At 62.3% G+C, this 17,640-nt stretch carries 16 protein-coding genes; 8 read left to right on the top strand and 8 right to left on the bottom strand.

Annotation, left to right across the window (positions count from 1 at the left end):
• Positions 1 to 136 precede the first annotated feature (136 nt).
• The 4 genes from P3R38_RS15065 (at position 137) to P3R38_RS15050 (ending at position 3,132) form a co-directional block, all read left to right on the top strand.
• Positions 137 to 1,171 carry an acyltransferase gene (locus P3R38_RS15065; protein ID WP_277686353.1) on the top strand — a complete coding sequence of 345 codons (1,035 nt, stop codon included), beginning with the start codon at positions 137 to 139 and terminating at the stop codon, positions 1,169 to 1,171.
• A 58-nt stretch (positions 1,172 to 1,229) separates the two neighbouring features.
• The gene (gene nfuA / locus P3R38_RS15060; protein WP_027907063.1) at positions 1,230 to 1,814 is read left to right on the top strand and encodes a Fe-S biogenesis protein NfuA; all 585 of its coding nucleotides are present in this window, start codon (positions 1,230 to 1,232) and stop codon (positions 1,812 to 1,814) included.
• Between the two features lie 224 nt (positions 1,815 to 2,038).
• Entirely contained in the window at positions 2,039 to 2,647 is a 609-nt protein-coding gene (locus P3R38_RS15055; RefSeq protein ID WP_023381062.1) for an SCO family protein, read from the top strand.
• Between the two features lie 5 nt (positions 2,648 to 2,652).
• A complete protein-coding gene (locus tag P3R38_RS15050; protein WP_277687224.1) occupies positions 2,653 to 3,132 on the top strand; it encodes a copper chaperone PCu(A)C in 480 nt (159 codons plus the stop codon).
• 34 nt (positions 3,133 to 3,166) lie between these two features.
• Here P3R38_RS15050 and P3R38_RS15045 read toward each other — a convergent pair whose 3' ends face one another.
• The 8 genes from P3R38_RS15045 to P3R38_RS15010 form a co-directional block, all read right to left on the bottom strand.
• A complete protein-coding gene (locus P3R38_RS15045; protein ID WP_023381060.1) occupies positions 3,167 to 3,394 on the bottom strand; it encodes a hypothetical protein in 228 nt (75 codons plus the stop codon).
• A gap of 253 nt (positions 3,395 to 3,647) precedes the next feature.
• On the bottom strand, positions 3,648 to 4,550 hold the full coding sequence (locus P3R38_RS15040) for an AraC family transcriptional regulator (protein ID WP_027907061.1): 903 nt from the start codon (positions 4,548 to 4,550) through the stop codon (positions 3,648 to 3,650).
• Positions 4,547 to 4,861 carry an AzlD domain-containing protein gene (locus tag P3R38_RS15035; protein ID WP_023381058.1) on the bottom strand — a complete coding sequence of 105 codons (315 nt, stop codon included), beginning with the start codon at positions 4,859 to 4,861 and terminating at the stop codon, positions 4,547 to 4,549. The genes P3R38_RS15040 and P3R38_RS15035 overlap by 4 nt, the downstream gene beginning before the upstream one ends.
• Positions 4,858 to 5,559 (bottom strand): AzlC family ABC transporter permease, encoded by a 702-nt coding sequence (locus tag P3R38_RS15030; protein ID WP_023381057.1) that lies wholly within the window; start codon positions 5,557 to 5,559, stop codon positions 4,858 to 4,860. The genes P3R38_RS15035 and P3R38_RS15030 overlap by 4 nt, the downstream gene beginning before the upstream one ends.
• Before the next feature lie 76 nt (positions 5,560 to 5,635).
• The gene (locus P3R38_RS15025) at positions 5,636 to 6,331 is read right to left on the bottom strand and encodes a sel1 repeat family protein (protein ID WP_277686352.1); all 696 of its coding nucleotides are present in this window, start codon (positions 6,329 to 6,331) and stop codon (positions 5,636 to 5,638) included.
• Between the two features lie 158 nt (positions 6,332 to 6,489).
• Complete coding sequence (locus P3R38_RS15020; protein ID WP_277686351.1) at positions 6,490 to 7,584, bottom strand: hypothetical protein; 1,095 nt, start codon at positions 7,582 to 7,584, stop codon at positions 6,490 to 6,492.
• A 42-nt stretch (positions 7,585 to 7,626) separates the two neighbouring features.
• The gene (locus P3R38_RS15015) at positions 7,627 to 8,253 is read right to left on the bottom strand and encodes a LysE family translocator (protein WP_104883579.1); all 627 of its coding nucleotides are present in this window, start codon (positions 8,251 to 8,253) and stop codon (positions 7,627 to 7,629) included.
• 2 nt (positions 8,254 to 8,255) lie between these two features.
• On the bottom strand, positions 8,256 to 9,032 hold the full coding sequence (locus P3R38_RS15010; RefSeq protein ID WP_023381053.1) for a YqcI/YcgG family protein: 777 nt from the start codon (positions 9,030 to 9,032) through the stop codon (positions 8,256 to 8,258).
• Positions 9,033 to 9,194: 162 nt separating this feature from the next.
• Between P3R38_RS15010 and P3R38_RS15005 the strand changes: the two genes are divergently transcribed.
• The 4 genes from P3R38_RS15005 to P3R38_RS14990 all read left to right on the top strand — a co-directional run bounded on the left by P3R38_RS15005 (position 9,195) and on the right by P3R38_RS14990 (position 17,455).
• On the top strand, positions 9,195 to 10,115 hold the full coding sequence (locus tag P3R38_RS15005) for a LysR substrate-binding domain-containing protein (RefSeq protein WP_023381052.1): 921 nt from the start codon (positions 9,195 to 9,197) through the stop codon (positions 10,113 to 10,115).
• Positions 10,116 to 10,458: 343 nt separating this feature from the next.
• Complete coding sequence (locus tag P3R38_RS15000) at positions 10,459 to 12,819, top strand: DNA polymerase II (RefSeq protein ID WP_277686350.1); 2,361 nt, start codon at positions 10,459 to 10,461, stop codon at positions 12,817 to 12,819.
• Between the two features lie 80 nt (positions 12,820 to 12,899).
• On the top strand, positions 12,900 to 15,359 hold the full coding sequence (locus tag P3R38_RS14995; RefSeq protein WP_277686349.1) for a DUF6543 domain-containing protein: 2,460 nt from the start codon (positions 12,900 to 12,902) through the stop codon (positions 15,357 to 15,359).
• 20 nt (positions 15,360 to 15,379) lie between these two features.
• Positions 15,380 to 17,455, top strand: a complete 2,076-nt coding sequence (locus P3R38_RS14990) for an NEL-type E3 ubiquitin ligase domain-containing protein (protein WP_277687223.1) — start codon at positions 15,380 to 15,382, stop codon at positions 17,453 to 17,455.
• Positions 17,456 to 17,640: the final 185 nt, after the last annotated feature.

Here is a 17,640-nt window from a genome sequence, read left to right as displayed (position 1 = left end):
GCGGACTCACTGCGGTCCCAAAGGTCGGGTGGCCAGGGGCTGGCTTGCAGCCCCATCGCCGACAAGCCGGCTCCTGCAGGTGCTGCGGGAGCCGGGCGGGCGAGGCCTCAATGCACCGGCTGATCGCAGGTATTTCATGCTGTATTCGCTTCAGGCACTGCGGGCGCTCGCCGCCTGGGTGGTGGTCTGCCACCACTTCATGCAAATTTTCTTCGACTTCCATGCCACCGGCCCTGTCGGCCGCCTGCTCAGCGAACGAGGCGCCGTGGGGGTCGACATCTTCTTCGTGATCAGCGGCCTGGTGATCTACCTCTCAACCCGAGACAAAGCCATCGCCCCTGGGCAGTTCCTGCTCAATCGACTGCTGCGCATCGTCCCGGCGTACTGGTTCTACACGGCGCTGATGGCCACGCTGCTACTCGTCGCCAGCCAATGGATGCCCCACCAGGTGTTCCAATGGCAACACTTGCTGTTGTCGCTGTTGTTCATTCCGGCCGAAAACCCGGGAGGTTATGGGCTGTATCCGACCCTGAACGTTGGCTGGACGCTGAATTACGAAATGTTCTTCTACGCGTTGTTCGGCCTCGCGTTTATGGCCCGCCAGCGTCACCACCTGTTGCTGGTGGCCGCCGCGCTGCTGGTGGTGAGTGAGTTGCTGGGCCGATTGGGTGTCGTCAGCCGTTTCTACAACAACGACATCATCTACGAGTTCCTGCTCGGTATTGGCCTGGGTGTGCTGTACCGCCGCGGACTCATTCGCGAGGGGCGATGGCTGCCGCTGGTAGTACTGGCGGTGGCGGGGTATGCGCTGTTTCACCTGGACGCTTCCCAGCGCCTGCTGCACTGGGGGCTGCCGAGCGCGCTGGTGGTGCTGGCATTCGTTGCGTTAGAGCCCTGGTTCAAAGGCAATCGACTGCTCAAGATGCTGGGCGACTGCTCCTATTCGGTGTACCTGATCCATGTGCTGGTGCTTTACGGCGGCTGGTTCGTCAGCCAGCGGCTGAAGCTGAACCCTTACCTGGTCTTCGCCTTCTGCGTGCCGTCCATTGGACTAATGTCTTGGTTCAGCTACCAGTGGCTTGAGCGAGGCCTGTACCGACGGATGCACGCCTGGCTGGCGGCGCCACGGGAGCAAAGCCAGGCATATGCGCTTTCCCGAGTCAATTACTAGGACTTTGTTCGAAGGCCAGGTTGGCGTACACTTGGCCGCAAGTCTGTGAGGAACTTCCATGAGCGCTATAACCATTACCGACGCCGCCCATGATTACCTGGCCGATCTGCTGTCCAAGCAGAACACGCCTGGCATCGGCATCCGCATTTTCATCACCCAGCCGGGCACCCAGTACGCCGAGACCTGCATCGCCTACTGCAAGCCGGGCGAAGAGAAGCCTGACGACACCGCGCTGGGGCTCAAGAGCTTCACCGCGTACATCGATTCGGTCAGCGAACCGTTCCTCGAGGACGCGCTGGTCGACTACGCCACCGATCGCATGGGTGGCCAACTGACCATCAAGGCGCCGAATGCCAAGGTGCCGATGGTCAACGAAGACAGCCCGATCAACGAACGCATCAACTACTACCTGCAGACCGAGATCAACCCGGGGCTGGCCAGCCACGGTGGTCAGGTCAGCCTGGTGGACGTGGTCGACGACGGTATCGCCGTGCTGCAGTTCGGCGGCGGTTGCCAGGGTTGCGGCCAGGCGGATGTCACCCTCAAGGACGGCATCGAGCGTACCCTGCTCGAGCGCATTCCTGAGCTCAAGGGTGTACGTGACGTGACCGACCACAGCCAGAAAGAAAACGCGTACTACTGAGACGTCTCGGGCGATTCAGGTTGGCGCTGCCAGAACCTTGATCCCTAGCAACAAACTGTTACGGATTCAACCCCTGCGACAACAGGCCGCAGCCCGTATTTAAAGGGCTGCAGGCCTGCACCTCCAACGTCGGGTAGATGCCCTGGGGGTGTCATGCCAGAATGCCCCGGTTTTTCGGCCGGCCTGTCCCTAGGGCCGGCACCTTCCCTGTAAAGGATGGTTCCATGAATGATCTGTTTACCCGGCGCGCGGTCGTCGCCGGGATGGGCGTTCTCGGGCTCGGCCTGCTGGCAGGCTGCAGCCCGGCCCGGGGGCTCGAGTTCAAGTACGGCAAGAACATGAGCAACGAAATCCTCGGGCGCAAGTTCCGCCTCAAGGATACCCGTGGCAACGACGTCACCTTGTCGAGCTTCTACGGCAGCATGCCGATGATCTTCTTCGGCTTTACCCAGTGCCCGGCGGTCTGTCCGACTACGCTGGCGCGCGCCGCACAAATCCGCAAGCTGCTCAAAGGCCGCGATCGCGACCTGTTCCAGGTGGTGCTGATTACCCTGGATCCGGAGCGCGACACGCCGGAAGTGCTCGATGCCTACGTCAAGGCGTTCGACCCGTCGTTCACCGCGCTTACCGGCACCCCCGAGGAAATCGCCGCGGTAGCGAAGGAATTCAAGGTGTTCTACGAGAAGGTCCCGACCGGGGATACCTATACCGTCTCTCACTCGTCCACCAGCTATGTCTACGATACGCGCGGCACGCTACGCCTGAGCCTGGGCCATTCCCTGACCGCCCAGGAATGCGCCGAAGACCTGGTTACCCTGATGGAGATTTGCTAATGGCTATTTCACTGCAACCGTTCAAGCGCGGCCTGGCCACGCTGGCATTGATGGGCCTCGCCTTGCCGGCTCTGGCTCAGACCACGGTGAGTGATGCGTGGGTACGCGCCAGTGTGCCGCACCAGCAGTCCACCGGTGCCTTCATGACCCTGACCGCCAGTGCCGACAGCAAGCTGGTTGGCGTGGCTTCGCCCGTGGCCAAGACCGTGCAAGTGCACGAGATGACCATGAACGGTGATGTGATGGGCATGAAGGAGGTCAAGTCGGTCGAACTGCCAGCGGGCAAGCCGATCAGCCTGGACCCTAATGGGTATCACGTGATGCTGATGGGCTTGAGCCAGCAGCTCAAGGAAGGCGAGAAGGTGCCTCTGACCCTGACCGTCAAGGATGCCAAGGGCAGCCGGGAAACGGTCCAGGTGCAAGCCGAGGTACGTGCGCTGACCGCCGGGATGGGCGGGCACGATCACATGCACATGAATCACTGATTCCCCAGGGGCCGCCAATGCGGCCCCCCTTCATTCAGCTACGAAAGCGTGGCAACGGCCGGTCCAGCGTTAACGAAGTCAACGTCTTGCGGACCTGGGCTTCGTCGGCTTCCAGGGCTTTCAGGCTGGCGCGGATCTTGCCAGCGGCGGGCATATCGCCCTGCCGGTCGATCCAGTCGGCAATCTCCTTGCAGGCGCTACTGAGGCAGGCCTGGCGCTGGTTCATCAGCGACAGCAGGGTGGTGAGCTCTCTTTCGGACATGGCAGGACCCTCCATTTAGCTCTGTTAGTGTAGCAGAGGCTTGACGGGGCTCTGCTGCCTGTGCGGGAGGCGCCGAGCCGGCAGAAAAGGGCTGCAGTGGCGGTCGGCTGCAGTTGACGGCTTTTGGGTGTCGCTCCTTCGAAGTGCCAAGCGCCCGCCCTGGCTTTACAGCCGCAGGTCATGCGGGGGCTGTGTCGAATGCTGTGGGAAAGCAAGCGGCAGGAGCGAGCCGTGCGCCTGGTTGGTGTCGCCGTCAGGATTCGACGGGATCTGCTGAATCCATTGCAATTCGAGTTGGCCTTGTGAGCGATTCTGCTGGCATATTTGAGCTGATGCATGCCTTTCGGTAGGTCCCAGGGGGCACCCCGAAGGCCTGCTTGAACTGCCTACTCAGGTGGCTTTGGTCGGCATAGCCCAGGGCGAACGCCACCTCCGAGGCGGTCTCGCCACGCTTGAGCAATTCCCGCGCCCGGGCCAGGCGGCGTTGCTTCAACCAGGCATGGGGCGGCAGCCCGGTGGCCTGGCGGAACACTCGGGCGAAATGGAATGGCGACAGGTTGACCGCCGCCGCCAACGCTTCGAGCGACGGTGGAGCGGCCAATTGGCTTTCCAGCAGTTCACGGGCACGGGCCACCGCCAGTGGCTCATTACCCGGTGCTGCCGGTTCGGCGCATTGCCCGTGGCGCTGCACCAGGGCCAGTACCGCCTGGCGCCAGGCGGTTTGCTGCTCGAGGGCACTGGCGCCGGATTCGGACAGCTGGTGCAGTTGGCTGAACGCCAAGGCCAGGGCCGGGTCCTGAATCACACTTTCCTTGAAATGCGGCATGCCATGGCGGCCAAGCTCTAGCTCGTCCAGCACGCCGGTGACCCGCTCGTGCTCCGGATAGAAACCGCGATAGCGCCAACCGGCTTCATGGGCGGTGGCCCCGGTGTGCAGCTCATCGGGATTGATCAGTACCATGCTGCCGACCGGTGCCAGATGCTCGCTGCCTCGGTGCCAGAAGCGCTGGGCCCCGGACTCGATCACGGTAAATACGTAGCCCTCATGCACGTGCGGGGCAAAGCGTTGCTGGAAATACCGCGCATGCAGCATCTCCACATCGCCCAGGGCAGGCGCTTGCCAGAGGTGGGTCTGTTCGCGCAGGGGTCTGCTCATGCCAGCCAGCTACGCAGAAGAAAGAAGATCAACATGCTCACCAGCATGCTCAACAATACGCTGCGCGTCCAGAGCACGAGTGCGATGGCCACCAGCGAGCCAAGCAGGTAAGGATTGAGCGGGCTCAGGTCCAGTTGGTGGTCGGGCAGGAAGATGATCGGCCCGCAGATGGCCGTGAGCATGCCGGGCACGGCGAAGCCCAGGAACTGCCGGGCATTGGAGCTCAGGCGCAGGGGCAGGCGAGGTTCCAGGAAGGCATAGCGGTTGAGGAATACCACCGCGCCCATGGTGAATATCAGCAACCAGATCATGCGCGGCCTCCGGAAAACTTCTGACAAATAAAGCCCGCCGCCATGCCTAGCAGGCCTGCAGCCACCAGCGCAGTTTCCCACTGCCAGTAGCTGAACAGCACCGAGCAGAACAGCGATACCGCCACACAGACGACTGTCGCCAGGCTGCGTACAAGCGGCGCAATCAGGGCGACGAAGGTGGCGACGATGGAGAAGTCCAGACCCAGTTGATCCAGGTGCGGGATGTTCTGGCCGAGGATGATCCCGGCCAGGGTGAACAGGTTCCACGCTATATAGAAGGTCAGGCCCACACCCAGTGCGTACCAGCGGTTGAACTGCTGCTGGTCGTAATGGCTGGTCAGCGCGAAGAACTCGTCGGTGAGCAGAAAGCCCAGACCCAGCCGCCAGCGCAGCGGCTGACTCGACAGCACCGGGCGCATGGACAGGCCATAGAGCAAGTGCTGAGAAGTCAGCAGCAGGGTGGTGAGCAGGATCGACGCCAGGTTGGCGCCGCCCTTGAGCATGCCAATGGCCACCAGTTGTGCCGCGCCCGCGAAGACGATGGCCGAAAGCCCCTGGCCTTCCCAGGCGCTGAGGTTGGCTTCGATGGCCATGGAGCCTGCCAGCAACCCCCACGGGGCCACGGCCAGGGACAGCGGGAGAATGGCGATGGCGCCGTGGAGAAAGGCTTGACGGGCAATGGGAAGGCTGCTGGGCATGGCGATGACGACACGTCGATTAGGCAGGCCAGCATGCCAGAGCGAGGGAGCCGATGGCTTGAACGATCTTGCTCTGTCAGCGGTGGCTGGCCAAACGCTGCTGGGCGGTGGCGCAGCCATTGATCTCGATAGCCTTTTGCAACAGGGCTTGACGCTGCTGCGGATCCAGGTCGCTCAACAGCCGGTAGACCTCGGCCTGGTAGTCGCGCTGACGCCCCCATTGCATCTGCAGGCCCTGTGGTTGGCTGCGATTGCAGGCCAGGCGCAAGGCCGGTTGCGGGTAGTAGGGTGCGTAAAGCGTGGCCATGCTGGGAATGGCTTCCAGCTCCTGGCGGTAGGTCGGGCTGGTGTTGTACGGCGCGCACAAGCTGGCAATGGCCGAGGCAGGAGGGGCGAACCCTTGTTTGAGACTGTCCTCCAGCAATGGGCAGGCGGCATCCGGAATCTGTGCTGCCGGCAAGTAGGTCATGTAGTACAGGGCCAGTCGGTACTGCGCCACCGGGTGGCCCAATTCCACGGACTTCTTCAGCAATGCCACGGCCGTCGGCAACGTGCGGGCCATGGCCTCGCCCTGGCGGGTCAACTCAGGGTCGCTGCCCAGGGCGGTGCGCAGGTGGCTAGGGTTGTCTTCCTGGGTATCGGCCTGTTCGAGCAGTGGCAGGGCCTGGCGATAGAGCAGGTCGGCATGGGGATCGATGCGCACATCGAGCGCTTGCGCGGCCAGCGGTAACAGGGCGAACAACAGCGCAGGCAGGGGACGGACGCGACTCACAGGCTGCCCTCGCACGACGAACAGCGGTCATGGCCAGCGGGCAGGGTCTGATGCAGGACTACGAGGTTCATGGCCGGTACAGGGTGCCTCAGGCATAACGGAACGACGACGTATTCTAGCCATGCCCAGGCGCTTGCCGGAAGGCCCAAGGGCAACTGTCAGACGAGCTTGATCGGTGTGACCTTGCGCGGAGCGTGTTTTTCCTGGGCCAGGCCAAGTTTGGCGGTGATCACCTTGGCTACTGCATTGTTGCCCAGGTCGTTGAGGTGCAGGCGATCGACGAACAGCTCGGCGGCGAATACAGGTGAGCTGCTGAGCATGCTGTTCATGTCATAGCAGGGAACCGGGTCGGCCTGGCGCTTGATACGGCGGAAGTAGGCCATGTGCAGTTGGCTGTCGAATGCATCCTCCAACAACTTGTCGAAGTTCGCCGGTCGACGCTCCAGGGCTGCCAGCATTGCTTGCTCGCCAGCGGGTACCGTGTCCCGGCACCAGGGCAGCAGTGGCTGGAGAATGAAGGTGAGCGTGGCGTGGCTGTCGGCTAGCATGCGCTCCCATTGGCGCAGGGTGCGGCCGATGGTGTCGGCGGCGCGGGCCATGCGTTTTTCTGGCGAGGAGAGTGTCCAGTTGATCGGGGTAGATGGTCTGCGCGGCGCCAGGGCTTGCCCCAGGCGGCGCCACAAGGACTGGTTGGTCGGCGAGGCCGGGGGCTGAACCCCTTCCTTGAAACTGTCGAGAAATGCCTGCTGGGCCTTGGCATGCTGTGGGTCGAGCAGGCCGTCGAGGACTTCGCTCAAGCCTTCGTGGGCCAAGGTGTTCAGGCCACTTAGAACCACCACGTGGCCGATCTGCCCGAAGCGGTGCTGATGGGTGAGGAACAGCAGCAGTTCCTGGCTCGCGTTGAGTCCGCAACTGGCCAGATTCAGCCATACCTCTCCGGTGAGCATCGACAGGTGCGAGGCCACGGTGTGCTCGTCGGAGCTGGCTCCAATGCCCAATACGGCGGAGCCACCGACCAGCAGGTTGACACGTCCTGCCGGGCCACGTTCGGCCGCCGAGAAGCGCTTGCCAGCGAAATGGCTGTAGCGAAAGCCCAGTGCATCGGTGTTGATGGTGCTCGAGCGATAGCCGCGCTCGTGCACCTGCAAGGTGTGCGGCGCTCGCTGGTTACCCATCAACAGGAAATGCTGATAGTCCTGCTGCAGGGAAGAGGGCATGTCCGGCGCGTCGTTGGCTGTGTCGGTCGTCGTCATGGGCATTCCTCTTTCTGGGGCGACGGGGTTGGCTCGCCTGTGTCAGGAGGCCAGCTCCTTGAGGTTGTACAGCAGGCCACCGGTGGCAATCAGCAGCAGGGCGACGCCCGAGGCCAAGCTGATGAGGCGGTTGCTACGCTGCGAGGCGATCTTGCCAATGGCGAAGATGTAGAGACTGAGCACCGCGAAGTCGATGAACACCCAGAGCAGCGACAGTACCACCATGCTCTTGCCGAACGATTCGGTGATCTGGATGAACTGGGGAAAGAAGGCGATGAAGAAGATGATGTCCTTGGGATTGGAAATGCCGACCATGAACCCTTGCCACAAGCCTCCGCGTCCAGCCTTGGATGCCTCGCCGGATGCCTCGGCAGCCGGTGCTTGCAGCGCGTCTTTCAGGGTGCCCACGGCGATATGACCGATGAACAGGCACCCCAGCAGGCTCATGGCGCTGAGCCAGGTCTTGTCGATGGCGGCGCTGGTCAGAATGACCCAAGCTGCCGCGCCGATCAGTACCAGCGATGCCCAGTTGGTGCCGACAGCGGTAAAGATGGCCTTGCGCGAGCCTGAGGCCGCGGCAGTGTTGACGATCAGTGCCACCACCGGGCCTGGGGTGGCGATCAGCAGCAGGACGGTCAGGGCGTAGGTCAGCGTCAGTGCGGTATTCACGGTCAGTTCTCGATCAATGATTCAGAGGTTGCCAGGGCGTGGAAGGGGCAGCGTGGTGGGTTCAGCGAGCCTTGCTCCTGAAGCTGGTATTGCTTCCACTCGTAGTTGTCGTCCTGGCCGAAGAAGCCGAGGGTGTCGGGTACGACGCCATCGTTGTAATGGTGCACGCGTTCGCGGATGCGGGCGCGGATGCGCTTGCCGCTCTCAGTACTGGCGTTGGCGACTTCGTCGAAGTTTTCCCGCGGGTTGATGACGAAGGTGATGTGCGCGCCGAGGTTGCGGCTTTTCATCTGCTGGTGGCCGGGAAAGTTCATGTTGATGAACAGCGGCATGCCGGCGTAGCAAAACGACCAACCGCTGTCGTCAGGGTCGGTCGGGATGGCCTGGGGCCAGGGGTGAGGGTCGCGCGCGTGAACGCCACGCAAGACTTTCCAGGCCAAGGCCTGTTGTTCGGCAAGGGTCATTTCGCTGGCCGTTTCGAGAAACACCACCAGGGGGCTGCCGATGCGTTGCTTGACCGGCACGTGCTTGATGTTCACGACATAGTCGGCAAGCCCCTTGGCCATGTCGTCAGCCAGGTATTCGGCGCGTGCGAAGAGGATGTGGCAGGTTTCGGCAGCCACTGCCTTGCGCCCGAACAGGCAAGGAAATTCGGGGTTGGCAAGGACGCCTTTGAAGTGTTGTATGGTCGTGTAGGTCCAGTGTTGCGAATTCCGGACATGTTCAGAGGCCGCGTCTAGCGCATCCAGGCGATAGCAGTTTCCATAACCTGTAAACATGATTTCCCCAGGCGTTTAAGATAAGTGGACGTTCCAGTCATATGCAGGCAGTTTGTTTGTTTATCTTTGTTATTTACCTGCATTTTCTGAGACGGCCCTCAGGTTGTAAAACGCGTGGAACTATGACCTACTATTAGTCTCACTCATGCTTCGGAAGACCCCATGTCGGAACGGATTCAGGCTTTGCACGCGCTGCGTGCGTTCGAGGTGGCTTCTCGATACGGGTCGTTCACCCGGGCGGCGGAGGAACTGGCCTTGACCCAAGGGGCGGTCAGTCACCACATCAAGACCCTGGAAGCGATGTTCGGCTGCGACCTGTTCGAGCGCCGAGGTCCCAAGTTGCGCCTGACCGAGCACGGGCGGTTGTTGGCCCAGGAGCTCAAGGTTGGCTTCAAGATCATCGAGAATGCATGTGCGTTATTGCGTCAGGACCGCTATGGCCTGCGTTTGAAAGCGCCATCGACTTTGACGGTGCGTTGGCTGCTGAGGGCGCTGGATGCGTTCAAGAAGGTCGATGACAGTTGCAGCGTGCAATTGTCGAGCGTGTGGATGGACATCGACACGGTGGATTTCTATTCCGAGCCCTACGATTGCGCGATTTTGCTGGCCAATGGGCGTTTTCCGGCCGATGTCGAGAGTTTCAAGTTGTTCGATGAGTGGCTGATCCCGGTGTGTCACCCAGATTACCTGGATAACCCGCAGCCGGACCTGGGGGATCTGCGTCACTGTGAATTCCTTCATCCGTCACCGGATAGGCGAGACTGGCGGCGCTGGTTGGCGCGTATGGATGCGTTGGATATCAGCATCGACCATGGTCAGGTGTTCGATACGCTCGACCAGGGGATTTCCGCGGCGCAGCAAGGGTTGGGGATTTCGGTGGTGGACCTGGTGTTGGCCAGTGCTGACTTGGCGGCGGGGCGGTTGGTGACGCCGTTCAAGCATGCGGTGGCGACGGGGGATGGTTATTACATGACCTGGCTCAAGGCGAGTCCCAAGGCCCGGCAGATGGGCAAGCTGCGTGAGTTCCTGCTGGGGCAGGTGCCAGCGTTGGCCTACAAGGATATCAATTACCTATACGGGTGATTTCTCGGTGTCGCTCTTGCTCTTCTTTGCTTCTCGTGTGCGCAAGTTCAGGTTCAGCCGATTGCCACGACAGGAGGCCGGGAGACCGGAGGCAGCGGTTGGACCCTCGCGCGGTTTGAATGCCGCGCCTACGTTAGTGACCTGACGTCTGGCGTGTTGGTTTCTGGATGCGTGAGCATCCATTTGCCAAGGCGACGCGTCATCACTTTTAAACTTCCTGAAGTCGCAACCGGGTGTGTTTGAACGGGTGCGCACTCGCGAATTCTGCCGTTGTCGAACCTCCCATCGGCGACTGGAGGTAGAATCACCTCTTGAATCGAACAGCCATTCTGAGGACAACGCAGTGAATGTGCAGCAGGGCTTCGTCCTGACCCGACACTGGCATGACACCCCCCAAGGCACCTGCGTGGAATTCTGGCTGGCTACCGAACAAGGCCCCCGCCAGGTACGCCTGGCCCCTCAGGCGTCAATCGCCTTCATCGCCAGCGAAGACGCCGACCGCACCCGCGCACTGCTGGCCAATGAAACGACTGTCGAACTCAAACCGCTGGACCTGCGAACCTTCGAGCAGCAACCGGTGATGGGCCTGTACACCCGCCAGCACCGCCAGCTGATGCAACTGGAACAACGCCTGCGCAGCGCCGGGATCGAGGTCCATGAGGCCGACATACGCCCCCCCGAGCGCTACCTGATGGAGCGCTTCATCACCGCTCCCGTGCAGTTCACCGGCAAACCCGACGCTCAAGGGGTCCTGTGCGACGCCCAGCTCAAACCCTCGCCGGACTACCGCCCAAACCTGCGCTTGGTCTCGCTGGACATCGAAACCAGCGAGCGCGGCGAGCTCTACAGCATCGCACTGGAAGGCTGTGGCCAGCGACAGGTCTACATGCTCGGCCCAGCCAATGGCGATGTTCAAGACCTGGACTTCGACCTGCACTACTGCGACAGCCGCACCGAACTGCTGACCTGCCTCAACCAGTGGTTGTCCACCCACGACCCCGATGCCATCATCGGCTGGAATCTGGTGCAGTTCGACCTGCGGCTGTTGCACGAACATGCCAAGCAACTGGACGTGCCACTGGCGTTGGGCCGCAATGGCGCTGTCCTGAGCTTGCGCGCCCAGGCCAGCCGGGGCCATGTGTTTGCCGATGCCCCCGGTCGCCTGCTGATCGACGGAATCGAGGCGCTGCGTTCGGCAACCTGGAGTTTCCCTTCGTTCAGCCTGGAGAACGTCGCCCAGACTCTGCTAGGGGAGGGCAAGGCCATCGAGACCCCTTACCAGCGCATGGACGAAATCAACCGCATGTTCGCCCAGGACAAGCCATCGCTGGCGCGCTACAACCTCAAGGATTGCGAACTGGTCACCCGCATCTTCGCCCATACGCGGCTGCTGGAATTCCTGCTGGAGCGCTCGTCCGTCACCGGTTTGGCGGTGGATCGCAGTGGCGGGTCGGTGGCCGCGTTCTGTCATCTGTACATTCCGCACATGCATCGCCTGGGCTTCGTCGCCCCCAACTTGGGCAGTCGCCCGGACGAAGCCAGCCCCGGTGGCTTCGTCATGGACTCGCGCCCTGGCCTGTACGACTCGGTGCTGGTACTGGACTACAAAAGCCTGTACCCCTCGATCATCCGTACCTTCCTCATCGACCCGGTGGGACTGGTCGAGGGCTTGCGCCAGCCGGACGAGGAACACTCGGTGGAAGGCTTTCGGGGCGCGCGCTTTTCGCGCAGCCAGCATTGTTTGCCGGCTATCGTGGCGCGGGTGTGGCAGGGCAGGGAGGCGGCCAAGCGTGAAGGCAATGCACCGCTGTCCCAGGCGCTGAAAATCATCATGAATGCGTTCTACGGCGTGCTCGGCTCCAATGGTTGCCGCTTCTTCGACCCACGCCTGGCATCGTCAATCACCCTGCGCGGCCATCAGATCATGCGCCAGACCCGCGCGTTGATCGAGGCGCGAGGTTATGACGTGATCTACGGCGACACCGACTCCACCTTCGTCTGGCTCAAAGGGGCCCATGGCGAGGAGGCTGCGGCCCGAATCGGTCGCGCGCTGGTGGCTGAGGTCAATCAGTGGTGGCGCCATCACCTGAGTGAGACCATGGGCCTTGAGAGTGCCCTTGAGCTGCAGTTCGAAACGCATTACCGGCGCTTCCTCATGCCCACCATTCGTGGTGCCGACGAGGGCAGCAAGAAGCGCTACGCCGGCCTGGTCCAGCGCACCGATGGCAGTGACGATGTGGTGTACAAGGGACTGGAGTCGGTACGCACGGACTGGTCGCCCTTGGCCCAGCAATTCCAGCAGGCCCTGTATGGGCGCATCTTCCGCGGCGAGCCTTATCGCGAGTATGTCCGGGAGTTCGTGCGAAGCACCCTGGCAGGCGAGCAGGACGCATTGCTGGTTTACCGCAAACGCCTGCGTCGGCCACTGACCGATTATCAGCGCAACGTGCCACCCCATGTGCGCGCCGCACGCATGGCCGACGACTACAACAGCCGCCTGGGGCGCGCGCGGCAATACCAGAATGGCGGATGGATCAGCTATGTGATCACCACCGCAGGCCCGGAACCGCTGGAAAACCTGCAGTCGCCCATCGACTACGACCATTACCTCAGTCGCCAGCTTCAACCCGTGGCAGACGCCATCCTGCCCTTTGTCGGCGATGACTTCTCGGCGTTGACCGATCGCCAGCTACTGCTGTTCTGAGGCGGGTATTACCTATCTAGTGCCCTGAAACACCCTTGCTGCCTAGGCTGGCGGTCTTTGTCGACCACGAGGCCGCGAGCATGGGCACGAAACCATCGCCACACACACCAACCGCCACGCAAGACAATGTGACGGTCGAAGCCCAGCGTTTCGAAACCTATCGAAAGGCGAGCAGGGCCTACCAGGACGGAATCATTGGCAGGCGGTTGCCTGGATGGCTGCGCGATGCGCCGGTCGCACAGTTACCCGAGATCGGCAAGGCATTGGCCCAGAGCCTTGCCTGCCGGCAGCAACTGAACAGACTGCTGACGCGCCTGCAGGATATCGACGGTTTCGTCGAGTCGGCCTTGGCAACCGCATTGCAGGACCGTTACGGCATCACCGCTAACCTGCGCCGCATGCGGTTTCTGGAGGGGCGCCGCGAACCTGTCATCAACGAGCAACCGGTAGGCGCGCACCTGACGAAAGTGGTGTACGAAGAAAAACCGTTGCTCGAGGTCGCACTGCGCAACTTCACCGCCGAACAGGCGCTGGCAGGCGGCCAGCCGGTGGGCAACCGTCTGCTGATGCCGCGCCAGGGTTCGGTGAAGCCGCCCACGGCCATCGAGTTCGCGGCCCTGTGCCGTGAGCTCGATCTGGGTGAGGCCTACCAACGCCACCTGGACTCGATCCTTTCGCCCGGCGACCGCGACGAGCGCGTGGAGGCCTTGCTGCGTGACGCCAGCCGCTTCAGCATGCTGGTCGACGCCTACAAGGCCAGACAGGAGCAACAGCTGGACGACAGCGAGCTCAGGTTGCTGGTGGCCATGTGCATCGACGGCAAGTTGCTGCGCCTGGCGGGCGATCTGGTGGTTGCCAGGCGTTTGAGCCTGCTGGGGTGCGAGCTGGAGCAGATCGTCGTGCTGCAAGTCATCGACCAGGGGCCGCTGCTGGACACGACCCGGCGTCTGCTGATGCATGTCCCGGGTGATCCGGTGGCAGCCTGGAGTGCCTTCGCAAGCATGGATGAGCTTGCGCGCGCGCTTGGCAATCGGCTGCGTGAGCCGTCCTACCAGCGATTCTTCACCCGCTTCGTGCGCCGCCGTGACAGCCAGGCATTCTTCTCCACGATCATTCCCGATTACGCCGATTTGCCCGCATGGGCGACGCTGGACCTCAAGCCGCGCTTACGCGCCTACCCGGCACCCTTGTTCAATAGCCTCGCCCATGCCCGCGTCCGCCAGATCAAGGACGATGCCGCCGTCATCGCCATGCCGGTCGCCGAACTCGATCGTGAAGTCCAAAGGGCCCATGACGAACGCCTGGCAGCACAGGGCTGGACACTGCTCAACGTGGCAGGTCTGTTCGTTCCTGTCATCGGTGCCGCCTTGCTGGCAGTGGCCGTGTGGGAACTGCTGGACGAGGTTTATCACGGTATCGAAGCGTGGCGTGATGGCGACCACCAGGAGGCGCTCGACCACTTGACCAACGTGGCCATCGACCTTGCGGCCATTGGTGCCGTGGCTGTCGGGGGAGTGGTCGTACGGCGGTTGTGGACGCGCTCTTCGCTGGTCGATGCCATGGTGCCCGCGCAATTGGAAAACGGCAGTACCAAGCTCTGGCAGCAGGACCTGATGCCCTACCGCAGCACATCGCCTGGCGCGGCGGCAACCCGGGATGCGCAGGGCATCTGGCGCTTGGGCGATCACGCCTGGATCGAGATGGACGGGCATCATTATCCGGTGGTCGAGCAAGGTGGCGAAGGGCAGTGGCAGTTGCGTCCGCATAACGGGCATGGCCCGGCCCTGCGAAGCAATGGTGCCGGCGCCTGGCGACTTTGGAGCGAGCAGCCGGCAGACTGGCGCGACACCCATCGGATGTTCCGCCGGCTGGGTGAGCCGCTCAATCAACTGAACGACGAACAAATCGATCAGGTACTGCTGTTCCAAGGTATGGATGGTGACCATGTACGGGCCCTGCATGTCTATGGCCTGGCGCCTGAGCCTGGAATGCTCGACAGTGCACAGCGCATCGGCCTTGACCAGCGTATTCGACGAGCGATCAACCGTTTGCGTGGTGGTGAGGTGGTCGACGATCCGATGGTGCTGGACCAGGCCCGCGGGCTGACAGGCGCCCAAAGCCTGTCCGACCAAGCGTTGGCTGAGCTTGCCTGGACTCAGCGACGGCTGTTGCTGGGACGTTTGTACGAGGCCCAGCAGCCCGTAGAAAGCCCGGGCAGCGCCACGCTGCGCCGGGTCTTCACGGGGCTGTACCCGCGAGCCGCGCAAGCGCTTGTCGAGGCAGCCAACGTACAGGACCGCCGAACCCTGCTGGAGCACGGCCGGGTGCCATTGCGTCTGGCTGAGGCGGCGCGGCGCTGTGTGCTGGGCATTCGTACCGCGCGGGTGTTCGAGGCATTCAACATCGATACACCGCAAAACGCAGACCTGGCGCGCGTCGCGCTGGGGATGCTCAAGCACCTGCCAGGTGGCGAGCAGGGTATCCGCTGGCGCTTGTTCGAGGGTTATTTTCAGGGGCCATTGCTAGCCTCGACGAGCTAGGGCAGCAAGCGTTCGACTTGGTGCACACCAACGGCGCCTTCCAACTGCGCGACACCCACGGCGTGCTGTTGGGTGAGCCAGGGGAGCTGTTCGACGTCATGGCCAGGGCCTATGGCGCGAGTCAGCGTGAAGCCATGGCAATCGCCGAACCTTTCGCGCACAACCTTCGGGTGATCCTGGGACTTGAAGCAGCGCAGCGAAGAGCCGAGGTCAAGCGCTTGCTCAGTCCGTTGCGCCCGGGTGCGACCCGCTTGCCCTTGCGCTTGGCCGACGGTCGCCTCGGCTACCCCCTGGGCGGGTGCAGTTCGGGCGAATTGCGAGGTGCCGATCGTTCGCTCAGTGCAATGTTGCGTGAGCTGTACCCCACGTTCACCGATGAGCAGGTGGAGGCCTGGATCACTCATGTGCAGCGGTCCGGACGCCGGGTCGAGACGGTATTGAGCACGCTGCAGCAGCAGCTGACCGTCTTGCGCAACACCCTGAGCGCCTGGGTGGGCGAGGTCGAGGGTGATGTCTGGGAGGATCGGGACAGTTTTCGTACGACGATGATCGACTGCTGGCGTCGAACGGTTTCGGTTGGCGAGTCGCAACTCAATACCGACCAGGACTACCGCATCATGACCTACAACTCCAGGCTCGGTGAGCTGCCGCCTATACCGGCGCAGGTCAGCTTTGCCCATGTTTCCGAAATGTCATTGCTGCGCATGGATCTGGAGGACCTGCCTTCGAGCTTTCTATTGGCTTTCCCTCGCTTGCAGGTCCTGGACCTGGGCGGCAACTACCTGACCCGCCTGCCGCAGTCGTTGTTGCAGATGCAACACCTGCGTCATCTCACGTTTACCAACAACGAGATCGTCCTCGATATGGCGCAATCCGCCATGCTGGCCAGCTGTGGCAACCTGGAGTACGTCGATCTGTCCTACAACCCGCTGGGGCGCGCGTTCACCTTGGCTGGGTTGACCCGACTTCGCTGGTTGAATTTGCGCAGCACGGCCATCAGGCAGTTTCCCAGCGGCCTGCTCAACCATGAGCTGGTCTACGTGGATCTGCGTGAGAATCGCATCAGGCATATACCCGAGCGCTTCTACCAGGCCTCGCTCCGTACCCGGCGCAGTATCAGGTTGGCCGGTAACCCGCTGGGCGAGGCAGAAATGATGCGTCTGCATGCTTCGCTCATGGATATTTCCGAACCCGTGGACGAAGCCTTGCGCAATGAACAGCTCGCTCACGCACGTCAAGTGTGGGGGGATGCCATCGGCCCACGGTTACGCGGCCTGCTGATGGCGGCCTGGGAAACCGTCGATCAGGGCGCCGTGTCGGAGCGGTTGTTCCGGGTGCTGCAGCAGTTGGTGCATTCAGCCGATTTCCACATCGATGCCCCGTCCCTCGCAAACCGGGTGCTGGCCCTTCTGCAGGCGATGGCGATGGATGCCTCGCTGCGTGACGAACTGTTCGTCGTGGCCAATGACGAGTGGGGTTGCCAGGACGGCGCCACTTGGTGCCTGAGCAACCTGGAGCTGAATGTGCTGACCTGGCGTGCTCGGACCCGGGTCGGGGGAAACCCAGAGCGCAGTCTGCTCGCGCTGGGCAGGCGTTTATGGCGTCAGGATGCCGTTGATCGGTATGCCGCGCAGGAGATCCGCTTACGGCAACAACGGGGTGGCAATCCAGATGAGAGCGAGGTCGGGCTGGCTTATCGGGTTGGTCTTCGCGACCGGCTGGGTTTGCCGATTACGGTGGGTAGCATGAGCTTTCGCCTGTTGTCAGGCGTCGATGAAGCAGCCTTGGCAGAGGCTGAAACCAGGATTCTCGCCTGGGAGCAGAACGTAGACGACGTCGCACGCTCGCTGGTGGATCGTGCCTTCTGGCGAGAGCATTTGGAGCGCACCTATCCTGATCGCTTCGCGTCGGTCGACGAGCCATTCAGGCAACGGCTTGAAACGGTGCTCGACGATGACACGCTGACTGATGAACAGCGGCGTGATCAGTCGGATGCGACCCTTGAGGAGCAGCGTGCCGCCCGGCGCGCCTTGATGCTCGACATCACACTCAGGGCCATGGAAATCGGCCCGGAAGACCCCGGGATCGACGTCTGACCGCGGCCCGGCGCAAACCATTGAGCCCCTGCGCGCCCGTGGCTTTGGACTATGCTCAGTCAGGGTATCGGCACTTTCTGAAGGGCTCGACGTCCGAGTCTGACGCAGGGCTGGAAACTGTCAGTTACTTTTCCTTGGCCACTGGGCGTTGGAACTGGTTTAGGCTCCGGATCGGATTTTTCTCC

This window comes from Pseudomonas sp. NyZ480 (assembly GCF_029537255.1).
Taxonomy (GTDB): domain Bacteria; phylum Pseudomonadota; class Gammaproteobacteria; order Pseudomonadales; family Pseudomonadaceae; genus Aquipseudomonas; species Aquipseudomonas taiwanensis.
The sequence above is the reverse complement of the archived record's forward strand: the minus strand, read 5'-3'. Positions and strand labels throughout refer to the sequence as shown.

Bases quoted from the DNA above. Each gene is read 5' to 3' on its own strand.
- P3R38_RS15065 (WP_277686353.1), top strand. From the start codon at position 137: ATGCTGTATTCGCTTCAGGCACTGCGGGCGCTCGCCGCCTGGGTGGTG.
- nfuA (WP_027907063.1), top strand. From the start codon at position 1,230: ATGAGCGCTATAACCATTACCGACGCCGCCCATGATTACCTGGCCGAT.
- P3R38_RS15055 (WP_023381062.1), top strand. From the start codon at position 2,039: ATGAATGATCTGTTTACCCGGCGCGCGGTCGTCGCCGGGATGGGCGTT.
- P3R38_RS15045 (WP_023381060.1), bottom strand. From the start codon at position 3,394: ATGTCCGAAAGAGAGCTCACCACCCTGCTGTCGCTGATGAACCAGCGC.
- P3R38_RS15040 (WP_027907061.1), bottom strand. From the start codon at position 4,550: ATGAGCAGACCCCTGCGCGAACAGACCCACCTCTGGCAAGCGCCTGCC.
- P3R38_RS15035 (WP_023381058.1), bottom strand. From the start codon at position 4,861: ATGATCTGGTTGCTGATATTCACCATGGGCGCGGTGGTATTCCTCAAC.
- P3R38_RS15030 (WP_023381057.1), bottom strand. From the start codon at position 5,559: ATGCCCAGCAGCCTTCCCATTGCCCGTCAAGCCTTTCTCCACGGCGCC.
- P3R38_RS15020 (WP_277686351.1), bottom strand. From the start codon at position 7,584: ATGACGACGACCGACACAGCCAACGACGCGCCGGACATGCCCTCTTCC.
- P3R38_RS15010 (WP_023381053.1), bottom strand. From the start codon at position 9,032: ATGTTTACAGGTTATGGAAACTGCTATCGCCTGGATGCGCTAGACGCG.
- P3R38_RS15005 (WP_023381052.1), top strand. From the start codon at position 9,195: ATGTCGGAACGGATTCAGGCTTTGCACGCGCTGCGTGCGTTCGAGGTG.
- P3R38_RS14995 (WP_277686349.1), top strand. From the start codon at position 12,900: ATGGGCACGAAACCATCGCCACACACACCAACCGCCACGCAAGACAAT.